Source organism: Streptococcus mitis (genome assembly GCF_023109235.1).
Taxonomy (GTDB): Bacteria; Bacillota; Bacilli; order Lactobacillales; family Streptococcaceae; genus Streptococcus; species Streptococcus mitis_DA.
Genome location: NZ_JALDUC010000007.1, coordinates 1 through 14,853, shown reverse-complemented (window position 1 = coordinate 14,853; position 14,853 = coordinate 1). Strand labels below are relative to the sequence as shown.

The 14,853-nt window shown below is 34.8% G+C and carries 22 protein-coding genes and 1 tRNA gene; 18 read left to right on the top strand and 5 right to left on the bottom strand.

Translation table 11 applies throughout. The features are described 5' to 3' along the window. Positions 1-58: 58 nt before the first annotated feature. The 5 genes from M1F55_RS05350 to M1F55_RS05330 all read right to left on the bottom strand — a co-directional run bounded on the left by M1F55_RS05350 (position 59) and on the right by M1F55_RS05330 (position 4,493). On the bottom strand, positions 59-1,225 hold the full coding sequence (locus M1F55_RS05350; RefSeq protein ID WP_247947442.1) for a tyrosine-type recombinase/integrase: 1,167 nt from the start codon (positions 1,223-1,225) through the stop codon (positions 59-61). 358 nt (positions 1,226-1,583) lie between these two features. Then, positions 1,584-2,555: an Abi family protein gene (locus M1F55_RS05345; RefSeq protein ID WP_141230225.1), complete on the bottom strand. Its 972-nt coding sequence runs from the start codon at positions 2,553-2,555 to the stop codon at positions 1,584-1,586. A 519-nt stretch (positions 2,556-3,074) separates the two neighbouring features. Beyond that, positions 3,075-3,614: a hypothetical protein gene (locus tag M1F55_RS05340; RefSeq protein WP_247947441.1), complete on the bottom strand. Its 540-nt coding sequence runs from the start codon at positions 3,612-3,614 to the stop codon at positions 3,075-3,077. 48 nt (positions 3,615-3,662) lie between these two features. Then, entirely contained in the window at positions 3,663-3,932 is a 270-nt protein-coding gene (locus M1F55_RS05335) for a DUF4177 domain-containing protein (RefSeq protein ID WP_000505375.1), read from the bottom strand. Between the two features lie 39 nt (positions 3,933-3,971). Next, entirely contained in the window at positions 3,972-4,493 is a 522-nt protein-coding gene (locus M1F55_RS05330) for a helix-turn-helix domain-containing protein (RefSeq protein ID WP_247947440.1), read from the bottom strand. A gap of 200 nt (positions 4,494-4,693) precedes the next feature. Here M1F55_RS05330 and M1F55_RS05325 point away from each other — a divergent pair, with 200 nt between their 5' ends. The 18 genes from M1F55_RS05325 (at position 4,694) to M1F55_RS05240 (ending at position 14,581) form a co-directional block, all read left to right on the top strand. Further along, positions 4,694-4,891 (top strand): helix-turn-helix domain-containing protein, encoded by a 198-nt coding sequence (locus tag M1F55_RS05325; protein WP_007518115.1) that lies wholly within the window; start codon positions 4,694-4,696, stop codon positions 4,889-4,891. Positions 4,892-5,127: 236 nt separating this feature from the next. Further along, a complete protein-coding gene (locus M1F55_RS05320) occupies positions 5,128-5,730 on the top strand; it encodes a Rha family transcriptional regulator (RefSeq protein WP_247947439.1) in 603 nt (200 codons plus the stop codon). An 11-nt stretch (positions 5,731-5,741) separates the two neighbouring features. Continuing rightward, a complete protein-coding gene (locus tag M1F55_RS05315; protein WP_061421546.1) occupies positions 5,742-6,002 on the top strand; it encodes a hypothetical protein in 261 nt (86 codons plus the stop codon). A gap of 311 nt (positions 6,003-6,313) precedes the next feature. Then, positions 6,314-6,766, top strand: coding sequence for a hypothetical protein (locus tag M1F55_RS05310; RefSeq protein WP_045612836.1), 453 nt, complete (start codon positions 6,314-6,316; stop codon positions 6,764-6,766). Then, positions 6,763-6,942 carry a hypothetical protein gene (locus M1F55_RS05305; RefSeq protein WP_247947438.1) on the top strand — a complete coding sequence of 60 codons (180 nt, stop codon included), beginning with the start codon at positions 6,763-6,765 and terminating at the stop codon, positions 6,940-6,942. Before M1F55_RS05310 ends, M1F55_RS05305 begins: the two co-directional genes overlap by 4 nt. 1 nt (position 6,943) lies before the next feature. Further along, entirely contained in the window at positions 6,944-7,159 is a 216-nt protein-coding gene (locus M1F55_RS05300) for a hypothetical protein (RefSeq protein WP_247947437.1), read from the top strand. Further along, positions 7,156-7,413, top strand: coding sequence for a hypothetical protein (locus tag M1F55_RS05295; protein WP_247947436.1), 258 nt, complete (start codon positions 7,156-7,158; stop codon positions 7,411-7,413). The genes M1F55_RS05300 and M1F55_RS05295 overlap by 4 nt, the downstream gene beginning before the upstream one ends. A gap of 46 nt (positions 7,414-7,459) precedes the next feature. Beyond that, positions 7,460-7,741, top strand: coding sequence for a hypothetical protein (locus M1F55_RS05290; protein WP_000492116.1), 282 nt, complete (start codon positions 7,460-7,462; stop codon positions 7,739-7,741). Then, positions 7,728-8,588: a conserved phage C-terminal domain-containing protein gene (locus M1F55_RS05285; protein WP_247947435.1), complete on the top strand. Its 861-nt coding sequence runs from the start codon at positions 7,728-7,730 to the stop codon at positions 8,586-8,588. The genes M1F55_RS05290 and M1F55_RS05285 overlap by 14 nt, the downstream gene beginning before the upstream one ends. Before the next feature lie 11 nt (positions 8,589-8,599). Then, on the top strand, positions 8,600-9,445 hold the full coding sequence (locus M1F55_RS05280) for an ATP-binding protein (protein WP_247947434.1): 846 nt from the start codon (positions 8,600-8,602) through the stop codon (positions 9,443-9,445). A 5-nt stretch (positions 9,446-9,450) separates the two neighbouring features. Further along, a complete protein-coding gene (locus M1F55_RS05275) occupies positions 9,451-9,606 on the top strand; it encodes a hypothetical protein (protein ID WP_000344069.1) in 156 nt (51 codons plus the stop codon). 88 nt (positions 9,607-9,694) lie between these two features. Beyond that, entirely contained in the window at positions 9,695-9,889 is a 195-nt protein-coding gene (locus M1F55_RS05270; protein ID WP_125451447.1) for a hypothetical protein, read from the top strand. A gap of 84 nt (positions 9,890-9,973) precedes the next feature. After that, positions 9,974-10,825: a phage major capsid protein gene (locus M1F55_RS05265; RefSeq protein WP_247947433.1), complete on the top strand. Its 852-nt coding sequence runs from the start codon at positions 9,974-9,976 to the stop codon at positions 10,823-10,825. Between the two features lie 10 nt (positions 10,826-10,835). Next, a complete protein-coding gene (locus tag M1F55_RS05260; RefSeq protein WP_247947432.1) occupies positions 10,836-11,387 on the top strand; it encodes a hypothetical protein in 552 nt (183 codons plus the stop codon). Between the two features lie 362 nt (positions 11,388-11,749). Then, on the top strand, positions 11,750-12,160 hold the full coding sequence (locus tag M1F55_RS05255) for a DUF722 domain-containing protein (protein ID WP_247947431.1): 411 nt from the start codon (positions 11,750-11,752) through the stop codon (positions 12,158-12,160). A gap of 220 nt (positions 12,161-12,380) precedes the next feature. Then, positions 12,381-12,701, top strand: a complete 321-nt coding sequence (locus tag M1F55_RS05250) for a transcriptional regulator (protein WP_247947430.1) — start codon at positions 12,381-12,383, stop codon at positions 12,699-12,701. A gap of 390 nt (positions 12,702-13,091) precedes the next feature. After that, positions 13,092-14,456 carry a 23S rRNA (uracil(1939)-C(5))-methyltransferase RlmD gene (rlmD, locus tag M1F55_RS05245; RefSeq protein WP_247947429.1) on the top strand — a complete coding sequence of 455 codons (1,365 nt, stop codon included), beginning with the start codon at positions 13,092-13,094 and terminating at the stop codon, positions 14,454-14,456. 53 nt (positions 14,457-14,509) lie between these two features. Beyond that, positions 14,510-14,581, top strand: a tRNA-Glu gene (locus M1F55_RS05240). The last annotated feature ends 272 nt before the right edge of the window (positions 14,582-14,853 follow it).

Sequence of the window (14,853 nt, the reverse complement as noted above, 5' to 3'; positions counted from 1 at the left end):
GCTGCAACCCCTTGATATAGCCGTTTTTTGTCCCTTAATGATAAATTTTAAGAACTTTTTAGGAACTTTGTAAATTCTCAATGGCTTTTTCATAAAAGGAAGTCGCCTTTTTCTTATTGTCTTTGGATAGATGACTATAGATATCCATAGTCATTGAAATTTTAGAATGGCCTAGCCGTGTTTGGATTTCTTTATAAGGCAGGCCAGCATTAAGCAATAGACTAGCGTGGGTGTGTCGGAAAGCGTGGAAACTCAAACGAGGACATCCAGCCAGTTTTAAATGCTTTTCTAGTCTAAATCTGAGCGCTCCAGCTTCTCTATAATTGTCAAAGGTATCAGAGAACACTTTTTCAAAAGTTACCCCTATTTCCCTACCTATTTGGGATTGTCTTGCTTTATAGAGCCGAAGCATGAGTACCGTTTTGGTATCCAGTGCTATTTCTCTAATGCTACTTTTACTTTTAGGGCTAGTGATTTCCTTGAGGGTGTTCAAAGTCTTGGTAACTGAAATACTACCGTTTTGTAGGTCAATATCAGACCATTTCAAGGCTAGACACTCACGAATACGCAAACCAGTCGCTAGAAGTGTCTTATATAACACCGTATCAGAGAAATTTTTATAAGTGTTTGGTAACTGATCCAGATAATCTAAGAATTTTTTTAAATTGTCGTCATCCAGATATTTCAGTTTTTGCCCTTCTTTGGGTTTGCGACGTGGGACGATGATATCACTAGCTGGGTTTGAAGCAATGACTTGCAAGGAAACGGCATAGGATAATATGCGTTTATTTAAGGCATGAAGCTGGTTATATTGTTGATAACCTTTCCCTAGTTGGTTATAATCTATTGCCCATTGATTTACCTGGTGCTGAATGATTGGGGGTGTCAGTTTATCCAGTTTGTAGTCTCCAAAGGCTGGTAGGAGATACTTTTTTATGTTGTTTTTTGCTCCTATAAGAGTGCTATGTTTGACTGTATGGCAATAATTTTCTAGCCAGAGGTTCGTCAATTCCTGATAGGTGCTAACATTGACGGTTTTTATAACCGTTGAGCCGTTTTTTTCAAACTCTACTTTGGCTTGGATAGCTTTGCTTTTGAGTCTATTCTTAGTTCTGTCTGAAATAGTTGTCTTGACTTTCTTACCTGTTACGGTATCGATACCAAGATAAACGCTGGAACGGTAAACTACTGATCCATCTTTCTTTTTGTACTCTGTAATTTTCATGGTTTTACTCCTTTTCCATCAGCAGGCAAGCAATTAGAAAAGGTTTTGAGTTTATACCATGCGAGGGGCTACGAGAAACCTCTTGTTTTCGATTTTAAGCAGTCAGACGGTAAATTGTACCAGAATAGAAAACAAGGTGAATATGGGGCTTATATGAGGTTTGAAAAGATAGAAAAAAGTGTACCAACTAAAAAGCTGATACACTTATTTTCTTGTTGTAACCCTGACCTATATAGAGATACAGGTATAGAGCAGTGTAACCCATAGGGTTTCTTTTACGATTGGAAAATATGATATCACTTTTTAGAAATTTTTATAAGTGTTTCTAAAAAAGTTTGAAACACATTGATATGTCTTGTTATTCCTTTAGTTCTTGCTTTAATTCATCTAAAGGATAGTTCATTTCATTGGCTAATAATTCTAAATCTTCTACATAATTCTTACAATGTTTTTTTATAGAATATGAGATATAAACATCTAGATTTATTTTAGCCATTTTATTGTCGAAATAATCTAATATTTTTGATAATGTATAAAGGTCACTTTGCCCCAAACCTATACGATACTGAGCAGGTGTTATCTCTACTTTATTGTGAAATGTTTTGTTATAGCGTATCTTATAGATAGTTGACTTAAAATTAAATATTCTTCCGCTATGAGCAGCTCTATTTCTAAAACTATTTACAACATAAAGAGTATCTTTAAAAAGGGATCTCAAATTGTCTGTTACATCTGAAATATCAATGCCGTAGCAAATTGAAATAACTTTATCCTTTTGAGGGCCTTTCAGGAGTTTGAAGATATATTTTAGGTTTCCGAAGGTGCTTTCCTTTAATAAAATCCAAGGAGGAATATGACCATGGTTAGTTCTATAATGATTTAAAGGCTCTATATTTCTGTTCTCAAGATGAAATAACTTGTTAAGAAGTATAGCTCGTTCATTAGTTGGCTGGCTGTCGCTCCAAATAGTATCTCCTTGTCGAAAATTTTTATAATATAAATACTGACGTTGTTCTACACCGAAGTCCTCAGCAAGTGTATAAGCTATGGCGGTTCTGAGTGATAATTCTATCTCTAGTGAAGCTTGAATAACACCATTTCGAATACTTTTATCGAGTTCATATAGAGCAGTCAAGTGTTCAAAAGTAGCACCTGGCTTATACTGTTCTCTCGTACCACTGTCTTCTAACAAGAACATTTTGTATCCATTTACTACTTCGTAGTAACCGTAGTTCATCAATACTCTTTTTGCTTTGTCTTCATCTAGAAAAAGTAGATTTCTAGATTTTAAGATATCTATTTGTTTTGTTTCATCTGCAAAAGGTTTCATTAATTCCTCTTTCTACAACGCAAAAGGGCCTCACAAAGTGAAGCCCTTTTGGTGTGATGCTAAGCGCATCTATTCATCGATTACGTTAATTATAAGGGCTTTTTTTTATCTTGTCAAGTATTTTTGTTAAATTTAAGATAGATTCTATTATATTTTTTGATAAAATCATTCTAAATCAGTCGCGTTTTTAACTCCCTAATGGTATAATAGTAGTGTTTTTAGGAGCCTAGATGGATTTTGTGGACTATTCCTGTTCCTTTCTCAAAGTCAGCCGTGTGCTGGCTTTTTTTCGTCCTAAAACTGTCCCTTCCGTGTTGTTTCGTAGTCCAGTGATTCTTTGAAGAGGTCAGCTAGTCCAGATAGTCTTGAGCGTAGTCCATGATTCTCCTTTCTATTTGTCAAATTTGTCGTTTTTTGCGCTTTAGTCTGTAAAATTGGCTTTCTATTCTTCAATTTCCCCTGTTTTTGCACAATAGACCATGAAACGGTGGTTGCTATTGGCGAATATGGGGGAGTTTTTTAATTTACAATGATTTCGCCAACAGGGATAAAATCTTTTCGTTTTGAAGATTTTGCGATTAAGTCGTATTGATCAGCGGATTTTTCATATCCAAGGGAAAGAGTAGTATTGTCGTCTGGTAATTTTTTAGCAAACTCAGATATAGACATCCGAAATACGGTAATTGCATTTTGCTGATTAGTTGTAGCAGAATTTGAATTGATTGCGTCCATAGTCTCTTTTGCACTATCTTTAGCCGTTCCAGTTAGCAAAATCATGATTGTATCATGCGGTTCGGATGAATCTGAATCGAGTACGTTATTTTGAATTTTAACGCTTATTGCGCCAGTTGATTCAGGATCTAATTTTGATTTGATTTCAGAAATTAGATCATCGTATTTACTGTTATCTACTTTGGCTTTTGTGTTTGTTGAAGTAGTATTTTTTTGCTCCGTTTTTGGTTGCTCCGAGCTATCTTTGGTAGTTGATTGATTGTTAGAGCAAGCTACTAGAACGGTAGCAGAAAGTAAAATAGCTGATGTGCTTAGTAATTTTTTCATAAGTAGCCTCCTATATGCTGATGTTTTCTAATAAAAGATGGGGAATTTTTATAGAATTTTCTCAAAAACCATTGTGGCTTGGATACGGTCGCCACCGCCTAAACCTTTACTTCCACCATTGGCGGTTGTGATGGTATGCAGGCGATAACCTTTTGAAGCTTGTTTATTGATAACATCTTCTAATTCTGTAAGGTTTCCTGATCCAGTGCCGAAAAACTTTTCTTTCAATGTTACCTGAAGGACAACGTAGTGTAGTCCATTTACTCCAGATGCGGTAGAAAAACTACCCTCTTGTTTTACAGTGTCAAAAAATCCCATGTTAGTTACTCCTTTTATTATGTTAGTAATTGATAAAAATTAGTCAATGATTTTTTTGTATTGTTCGAATTGTTCTTCTATTGCATCTTCCTTGTAAAGTATATTAGATATTTTAATTAATCCTTCAGTTGGCATATAATTTAACTTTACAGAGTACATAGATTTAAGCTTTTCTACATCTGTTTCTATGTACCTGTAATCGGAATTCAGTTCAGATAAATCTTGTAATTGATAAAAAATCATTTCTATTTGTTTATCAGATAAAACGATATCACTTAGTGTAATAAAGTCTAAAAATCTAACAAATGCTTCTTTGTTCATCCTCTCCATAACATTGTTATGGAAATTGATTTCATCTTCCGTAACATCATCAATATTGAACCCTAAAAGATATCCAACACTGACTCCGAATATATCCGCTAGTTGCTGGGCTTTTTCGGGTTTTATCTGGCTTTCTCCGTTTTCCCAACTTTGCAATGTTCTTAGAGGTATACCATTATCTTTAGCAAAAGCTACTTGCGTAATTTTATCTCGTTTTCTCAATTCCTTTAATCTATTCATTTATATCAACACCTTTCAAAGAGTATTATATCACGTTTTCAAAATCTAAACGCAAAAAAATCGCATATTTTTTAAAAAAATGATTGACAACGCAAAAAATAAGCGGTATAATTCAAAATGCAACGCAGATATCTTGCGTTATAATTCGAAACTTTTCAAATTATTCAACTGATATTTTCCAATAAAGGAGGTTTAGTACTATGAAAAATAACATGAGATTGTTATTAGCCAAGCAACGTAAGAAAACCGCTGATGTTGCAGAGGCTACAGGAATTTCAAAAAGCACTTTAACGGCTTTGTACTATGAACGTGCAAAGAATCCAAGTATTGATACGTTAAAAAAAGTATCTAGTTACTTGGGCGTTACACTGGATGAATTTCTAGATACGAAAGAATAGAAAGGAGCAAACTAATCGCAATACTACTCTACATTTACAAATTTCTCATGTGGTGCTTTACCACTGGAGATTGATAAGCGGATCTAGCTAAATATTCGCTAGTATAATTTGCTTGCTACCTATAGCAGTATCAAGGGTTTGTAGGGGTTCATATTCTCCGATTTTACCCTACTTTAATGCTTTACCTTGGTACTGTTTTAGGTGGCAAGCACGAGCAACAAGAAGAAAGGAAACTTATGGAACTAGTATATATGGACGGTAAGAAAGAACCGTATACGCTGAGCAGTATCGTTGCAGAGTGTACAGGATTGCAACATCATACAATAACCAAGACGATCCGCAAACATCAAGTAAGGTTTGAACAGTTCGGAAAGGTTGGATTTAAAATCCAAGCTATGGAGAGCGGCCAGAATACCAAGGACTATATTTTGAATGAGCAACAAGCGACCTTGTTAGTTACATTCTTAAAGAACACCGAGCAAGTGGCCAACTTCAAAACCAACCTAGTCAAAGCATTCTTTGAAATGCGTGATGAACTTTCTAAACGCTATCTTCAACGGGAACTGGAAAAGCCAAAGCGTAAGACCTTAACCGAAGCTGTCAAATCATGGGAGAAAGCGCCCAAGCATGCCTATAGTACACTTACAAACTTACTGCTAAAGGGAGTGACAGGGAAGAATAAAGCGCAACTCATGAAGGAGCGAGAAAGTAAGAACGGCATTGATGGCTTGACAAGTGCAGAACTGACAAACTATCAACGTTTGGAAGATATGGCAATAGCTATGATCAACTTGAATAGGGGGTATTATGAAATTAAGGAATTAATTTTTAAATCATAGGAGTATAGAAAATGGAAAATGAATTTAAGACAGTTACAAATGCCAAGGGGTTAGAAATTCCCAAGTATTCCAAGGATTTTAAAAAGCTAGTTGAGAAAGACAGACAACTAGCCGAATATCTTTGTATGAACTACGAGAACTTGGACAGTGAAGACCTGGGCGCATTTCTTGAAACAGTAGAACAGGGAATCAGTTGGATTCTAGATCTTATCGAAAGTAAAGACTTGCTTTATAAACCAAAGTCAGGTAGTAATCATGCAAAAAGAAAATAAAAAAATCACTTGCTCAAATTTTGACCGAGGAGAGCAAGCGATACAATTCAGAGTATAGAAATTTTTTCTATGTTTTGATTATAGCAAAAAATATCTATTCTATCAAATACCTAAAGAAAAACCGAAGAGCAGGCAAGCAATTAGAAAAGGTTTTGAAATCAAGCGCTGACACGGAGATTCTAAGCACTTGTTTAGCAAAAATGAGGGTGATTACCCACGAAACATCACTACAAGCGTTCGCCAACTAGGGGCAATCGCCCAGCGTTTGGAGTGGTGAAACAATCCAATATAGGAAAAAGGGAAAACAGACTATGACAGAAACAACATACGATATTATCGCTAAAAGCTTGGATAGAATTAGTATGGAATTACACCAAGCAGACGAAAACAATGATTTTTTAAGAATAGGACTCTTATCAGGACAATTAAAAGCTATCAAAGAAGATTTACACCGCTTACTTTGGATTGAACTTCCTGAATTGAATGACAGTCATAAAATCAAAGCGATCTCTAAAAGAACTACGGGAATCTTTTTCAGCCCTGGTATTTTTGAATTGGATGCTATGCGACAAGCATTCTTTAAACGCCAAGCCAAGCATTTTTTTGACAATGCAACAGAGCAACAGGCGTATATAGAATATGCTGAAAAGGAGTATTTAGAGGCTACTATAACCTTGAAGGATATTCTTGTTAACTCTAAAAATGGGACCCGACAAGTAAATAAAGATTGTCTTGTAGAAAAATTTGAAGAGGCAATGCAATGACACAATCAGAATTTTACAACCGAATGACTAAAATCAAGGATAGACATCCGAACCTCTTTCAGTTCATCATTGACTTTTTAGATGATAAAGCAACTCCAGAAGAGGTGTACGACTTTCTGAAGATGGAGCACAGCTATCAAGTGAATTATATCAAGAATTACCAAGCGAGGGCATAGCATGAATGAACTAGATTTAAGCAATACACAGGCGGTAATCTTCATGGTGGTATTGATTGGCTTGCTGATTTATTTAAACCACCGAGACCGCGAAAAAAGCGCCAAAATAGAGCGAGAAAACCAACAGACGATAGAAACAACTAGCGAGGATTTAAACCCTGATTATGGGCGATATATCCAGCTTGCAGGTGTTAATAAACAAGGAGATATCAAATGACTTATAGAGTACATTTATATACTAAAGAGAAATTAGATGAGCAAGGCTTAACAATAGAGGCTTTTATAGTTAAGCGTATAGAGAACATAGAAAATCTATCAGCAATTTTCGGAGTATTAGATAATCAACTTTCGGATACAAACTTAAGACATAAAGTTTGTAAAACTATTGAGATGATTTTAAATGATCAGGAAGATATGTTATTTAGGGTATTAAGTGACCAAATAACCTTCCGAACCCATAAACCAGCCTAGAAAATGAGGAATAGAATGAATTTAACACTGAAAGGGGTGGAAGGATATGTTTAGTTTGAGTAAAGAAAGCGAACACGATTTAACCAATAGAATAAGCACAGTAGTAGAAAACTATCTAGCAGTCCGAGAAAGACCTAAACCACGACTAACTGGTTTAATATCAGCACAAGAAGCTATGGACGAGTTAGATATAAAATACAAAACCTTGCAAAAGTGGGAAGGTGCAGGACTAAGACGCTACCAACCACCACTAGAAGATACTAGAAAAGTCTATTACAAAGTTACGGATATTTTGAAGTTCCTGGGGGTAGATGATGGCAAAGACTAAAATATATTTTTGGTTAAAAGTTGACAAGAAGTTTTTTGATAATCTTTTTATTAAACGACTTAAAAATATGCCTGGTGGCTACACTATGACAGTGATTTATATCCGTCTTATGTTGGAAAGTTTAGAAGATGATTGTATTTTGTACTATGAAGGATATTTTGATAGTTTGGTACAGGAATTAGCTTTAAAACTAGATGTTTCTGAAGATGATATAAATATGACAGTTGCATATTTTACAAAATGCGGACTAATTCAGATCGATGATGATGGCCATGCTACATTATCACAAGCAAAAGCCATGGTTGAGAGTGAAACAAACTGGTCTAAATATAAACGTGAACAGCGAAAACAAGCCCCAAATGTGGCAAGATTGGAAAATGTCCAAAATAGTTTGACAAATTCCAACTCATGTCCAACAGAGATAGAGAAAGAGAATAGAGTTAATAGTAAGAGTAATAATTTATATTTAGATAATATATTGTCGGGAAATCCCGACTTCACTTTTCCTACTTGGCTTGAAGAAACAGGTATAAAAGATTTAGAGAAAACAAAATATAAAGAACTTTGGATTCCTATTGTTTATCTGAATCAAGTAGCTAACAAGAGATATAAATTTGTCGATAAGACAAAAAGGCTTTTACTAGCACGATTCAAAGAAGGCTATACACTTGAAGATTTTAAACAGGTGATAGATATTAAAACGGCAGAATGGAAGGATAGTCCTGAATTTTCTAAATATCTGAGACCTGAAACACTTTTCGGATCTAAGTTTGACGGTTATTTGAATCAAAAACCTAAAACCATAAAAGGGGAGTCTGAAGATAACTTCCCAGACCTACCATTTTAGGAGTTGCAAGGATGAAGGAACAATTTAAAGAATTTAATAACAGAAAAATATCAGATAAAGTTTGTGATATTCATCAGGTAAATTACTGGGAAATTTCTATACCTGTAGTAGGGAGTTCAGAAAGAAAAATACAACCATTTTGCCCGGAGTGTGTGAAGGGGGAGATTAAACAAAAAGAGAAAGACCTATTACAGCGGTTTGATGATAGACAAACATATTTTAAAACTTATGATGTATTAATGCGTGATAGTACAATTCCCAAAGAGTTAAAGGGAGCGACATTTGATAATTTCTTTGTTAAGACTACAGAGGAAGGTCAAATGTTAGAGTTTGTAAAAGGGCAAGTCCAGAAGTACCTTGCAGGTATGACGGGAAATACTTTAATCAGCGGTAGCACAGGAATAGGAAAAAGTCATTTATCGCTTGCCCTGGCCAAAGAAATAAATGAGAGTTTCAGAGAGAAGAACGATCCTAAGAGTGTCTTATTTGTCAGTTTAACCGAGATTATCAAGCAGATAAAAGAAGGATGGGCTTATGGAAGAAATGCAAACTTAACAGAGTATGAGGCAGTTAAAAAGCTAGTTGATGTTGATTTTCTAATCATCGATGACCTTGGGGCAAAAAATGGAACAATCACTCCTAAGAGTGACTGGGAGCAGGATTTCTTGTTTGATATTATCAATAATCGAGAAACTACGATTTTCAACACGAATCTAGATAGCAGTGAACTGCGGACTGTTTATAATGCTAGAAACTCAAGTAGGATTTTGAAAGGTTTAGAGGGGAACACTTTCAAGGCTTTCACGATCAAAGATAAGCGATATACGATTAACACAGTGAGGGGAGAGAAAGGTTAATAGATATGGATGAAATGAAATTTTCAACAGAAAAAGGCTTTATTGTCTACGAAAAATGTGGTATAATAGAGATAGAAAAAGTTCCAAGATTTGGAGAGATAACTTTAGTCTACTCAGATGGGAAATTTACTCATCTAGTCAAAAAAGAAACTAAAAAATAAGTCTATTGAGAACAACTCAGGGGCATACCGTAAGCATATGATGCTAGTGGTATGCCCTTTTTGTTTGAGAAGAAAGGAGGTGAAGAAGATGACGGTAGATACTTCATTAGGGTATGTGGTAGCTAGTAAGTTCTCTATTGATCCAGAAAAAAGACAGAAAATATTTTCAAAATGTAAAAATGAAGATAACGGTTTAGAAAGTGGGAAACACGAAATACTAGAGAAATATGCTGACGAAAATACAAAATCAACAGTTAGAAAAAATGATTTTAAAAGCTCGTAGAGTTCTAAAAGAAAAGCTAAGAGCTAAGAACTTTAGAAAAAATTATAAACAACGAGGAGCAATAAAGAGATAAAGGAGTAAAAAATGGCTAAAAAATTTAGTTTGGTAGAAAAGTATGTAAGAAGTAGAGGAATGAGTAGTGATGATGAAAAATCAAAAACAGGTTTAATATTATCACAAGATATAACAAGTATCTATGACGTTCCAGAAGAAGGAAAAGAATTAGTGGATCTTGTTAATGTGATTGAGTATACGGGTACTGGTGGAACATATGAAACTGTAGGTTTTGACGATGAACATCTATCAGAACTTGAATCAGAAGAGTTTAGAGATAGTAAAAGTGTAGAACTTAGAAAAAAACAGATTAGAACCAAGTTTGAACACAAGACATTTTCAGGCCGTATTGCCTTATCGTCTGAACAAGTTGATGATGGAGAATATAATATATCAGACTTCTTAAGTAACAAAATTACCCGTCTTTGTCGTAAAACTCGTAATATTGAAATTGGAAAAATTCTAAAAGAAGCACCTGAAAAAAATGTTTCTAATTTTGACGAATTGAAAGATACAATAAACGATTTGAATCCCGAACGTCATAATACTCTTGTATTAAGTCAGTCACTATTTAAGTTTTTAGATAAAGAGAAATCTAGCGATGGAAATTATATTTTAAAAATTAACAAGAAGGAACAATACTCAGAAAACTTATACGTTGATGATGTTATTGTTGTATCTGATGAAGTACTAGGAGTAAAAGGCGATAAAGTTGCTTTCGTTGGGGATTTGTACAATTTCGCTACTTTATTTGAAAGAAATAAAAATAGCTTACGTTGGGTAAGTGAATCCGTTATTTATGGAATGAGTTTAATGCTTTATACTCGTTTCGTTGTGAAGAAAATTGAAACGAATTGCGCTTTCTTTATAAAATGGAATTAGGAGATAGGGGATGGATATTAGAGAAGTATTATCAACATTAGAAAATCTTAATGATAAAAAAGATAAGATTGCAAAAGCAAGAACAAAGTTGGAAGAAAAAAGAAAAACAATTACTGGAGAGAAGAAGATTTCATTTGATAATATTGATTCTTTTCTTGAGGATAATGCTACTTCCTTAGAACAAATTGCTAAAATGAGTGAATCAATCGATCTTTTAGAGAAAGAGTATGATACTAATTTCTGGGAGGCAAAGGCAGCGATATTTGAATATATCTTTAAAGAGACTAAACGAAGAGCTGAAGAAAAGAAAATCTATAAACGTTACCAGAAGAAACTTAGAATAATTTTAGATGCCTACGATGAAATTCAATCACTAAAGAAAGATGTAGAAGAAATACATAAAGGAGTAGTTGGAGAAATAACTCAGGAGCATTCTCTTGCAGTATATCGGACAGAAGTAAATCCAACAAGTATCCTTCCGTTCTTAAATCCTGATATCAGCGGGCATATGAATTTTTCTAAGGAATATCGTGAAATTAAAGAATATCTAGGTAAAGAGTAATTCATCAGAAACAAGGCTGATTTGAATATCAAGAAATTGATAGCTATATCAAAAATGGCCTTGTTTTTAATTTCAGTAAATTAGTTTCATAAAATGAAGAAAGCATAAACTAAAACAGAGTATAGGCTTGGAAGCCATGTATATCAGTAAGTTACAGAATGGAGTGAGTTTCACAGAATGTAAGATAAGAGAAACTGGGGAATAAATTATAAGGATACTTCTTTAAATTGTCATATTGAAGAGTTGTCAAACTTAAAACAATGATACCTGGCAAGTGGAGTGTTGAAAGGCTTTTAAGCTTTTGTCAGTTTGACAGAATGCAAGATAAGAAAATTTTAAAATTGAAGTGGAGGTACTTGACTATGTATGAACTGAGTAACAGAGACCTGGACGGGATAGATATTGGGTTAGGGCGATATAGAACGATTGCTAATAAAATTTACTTGAGAAGACAAGAGTTGATACATAACAAGAAACATGGGAATGAAACGTATATTAGATATCAGGGTAAGAAAGTTTCAAGTCCTACTGAAGATACTATAATTAGAATTGAAGAAGATTTAACCTTAAGATATCTGGAAGGTTTTAAATTAATTGTAGATACCTTGATGGAGAATCTGATTGATACTGATCTAGTCATCTTTAAAATGAGATTTTTAGAAGCTGGTGTGACTTGGGAAGACGTGGCAGAGAAACTAAATAAAACTACCCGTTATATAAATAGCCGTAGAAAGGTAATCGCTAAAAGATTTATAGAACTGAAAGGATATTGACTCCCCCCACGTTGAAAAAAATTTTTTGAATACTTTGGGAACCGGTGAAGGGAACTTTTTCCAAGTCGGAGACCTCCAGACAAAAAGGGGATAAAAACCTATCAATTTATCAGAAAAAGATTAGTTTTGAAAAAGGAAGAAATTTAGTAGAAGAAATTAAGCTTTTACCCTTGTAATTTAAAGTAGAAAGCGGATGACTTACTTTCTGAGATTCCAGAGGATGGCAGGAAGTGAAAACCAAGTTACAATAGACGAAGAGGCTTGGAAACTTGTCTTAACTGATCAGTGGAATTTGACTGGTAAGCATGAAAAGGCAATCAGAGAGAGTCTAGAAACATTTGTCCATGATATCAATAAGATAGAGAACAAGCGAGCCAGAAAATACTTTATTATCCATTATTGTTACATGAGGAAGAAAACAGTAAGTGAATGCTTAGAAATTGCTGGGACAAAATCCACTAGCTACCAACGATACAAACAGATAGCTGTCTTAAACTTTGCTAGAATCCACCAGAACGGAGAATTAGAAGCATATAAGTAGCCATCAGCTGAATAACTGGAGTCTAGGACGCCCCGTTTTAGGGCTTCATCATATAAAACTCCATTAATAAACTAGAAACCCTTAGAAATGAATCTAGGGGCTTTTAGATTTCTGAATATATAGGTTGGTGATATATGGTATAATGGTGATAGGTAATAAAAAAGCACGTTTGACCGTGCTAGTTTCTTGCCTGCTGAACTCATCATATAGTATAGTGGCTCCTTTGTGGGGCTTTTTTTGTGAACATTTTTAGGAACTTTTAAAGAATTTAAAGAAAATATAAGGAAATATGATTTTAAAGAAAATCAGGAATATCAAGGCCTTTACTTACTAATGAAATATAAAAATCAAGCGGTAGCGGAATAACTCAAAATGTGATAAGATAGGGGTATGAATCTGAAAGTGAAACAAAAAATACCATTAAAAATCAAGCGCATGGGAATTAATGGTGAGGGAATTGGTTTTTATCAAAAAACATTAGTCTTTGTACCTGGAGCTCTCAAAGGAGAAGATATCTATTGTCAGATTACTTCTATTAAACGTAACTTTGTTGAAGCAAAGCTACTAAAGGTCAACAAGAAGTCTAAATTTCGAGTTGTGCCGGCTTGTACTATTTACAATGAGTGCGGAGGCTGTCAAATTATGCACCTGCATTATGATAAGCAACTGGAGTTCAAGACGGACTTACTTCATCAAGCGCTGAAAAAATTTGCTCCTGCAGGATATGAAAACTATGAAATTCGTCCAACTATTGGAATGCAGGAATCCAAGTACTATCGTGCCAAGTTACAATTTCAGACTCGAAAATTTAAAAATCAGGTCAAGGCAGGCTTATATGCACAAAACTCTCACTATTTAGTAGAGTTGAAAGACTGCCTGGTACAAGACAAGGAAACCCAAGTGATTGCTAATCGCCTAGCAGAATTGCTTACTTATCACCAGATTCCAATCACGGATGAGAGAAAAGTTCTAGGTGTTAGAACTATAATGGTCCGACGAGCAAGAAAGACTGGGCAGGTTCAGATTATTATTGTTACAAACCGTCAGCTTAATTTAACCCTGCTGGTAAAAGATTTAATTAAAGATTTTCCAGAGGTTGTGACAGTAGCTGTTAATACAAATACAGCTAAAACCAGTGAGATTTATGGTGAAAAGACAGAGATTATCTGGGGAGAAGAGAGTATTCAAGAAGGTGTACTCGATTATGAATTTTCACTATCTCCTCGAGCTTTCTATCAACTAAATCCTGAACAAACAGAAGTCCTTTATAGCGAGGCAGTAAAAGCGCTGGATGTTAGTAAAGAAGACCATTTAATTGACGCTTATTGTGGGGTTGGAACGATTGGATTTGCCTTTGCAAAGAAAGTAAAAACACTCAGAGGTATGGATATTATTCCAGAAGCTATTGAAGATGCCAAGCAAAATGCTAAAAGAATGGGATTTGACAATACTCATTATGAAGCTGGAACGGCAGAAGAGATTATTCCTCGCTGGTATAAGGAAGGCTACCGAGCAGATGCTCTGATTGTGGATCCACCACGTACAGGTCTGGATGATAAGTTATTAGATACTATTCTTACTTATGTACCAGAAAAAATGGTCTATATTTCTTGTAATGTTTCGACCTTGGCTCGTGATTTAGTACGCTTAGTAGAAGTCTATGATCTCCATTATATCCAGTCGGTCGATATGTTCCCACATACCGCTCGAACTGAAGCTGTTGTAAAATTAATTAAAAAAAACAGAAAAAAGTAGTTGACAAAGTTTAAAAAGTCGGTATAATAGTAAGAGTTGAAAAAAGCAACTCAGGTCCGTTGGTCAAGGGGTTAAGACACCGCCTTTTCACGGCGGTAACACGGGTTCGAATCCCGTACGGACTATAGTATGTTGTGGCGAGGAACACTTGATGAAAAAAGATTAAAAAAGTTTCAAAAAAGTGTTGACAAGCGAAAGTAGCTGTGATATACTAATATAGTTGTCGCTTGAGAGAGATCAAGAGACAAAGACCTTTGAAAACTGAACAAGACGAACCAATGTGCAGGGCACTACAACTAATGTTGTAGTACTGAACAATGAAAAAACAATAAATCTGTCAGTGACAGAAATGAGTGAGAACTCAAACTTTTAATGAGAGTTTGATCCTGGCTCAGGA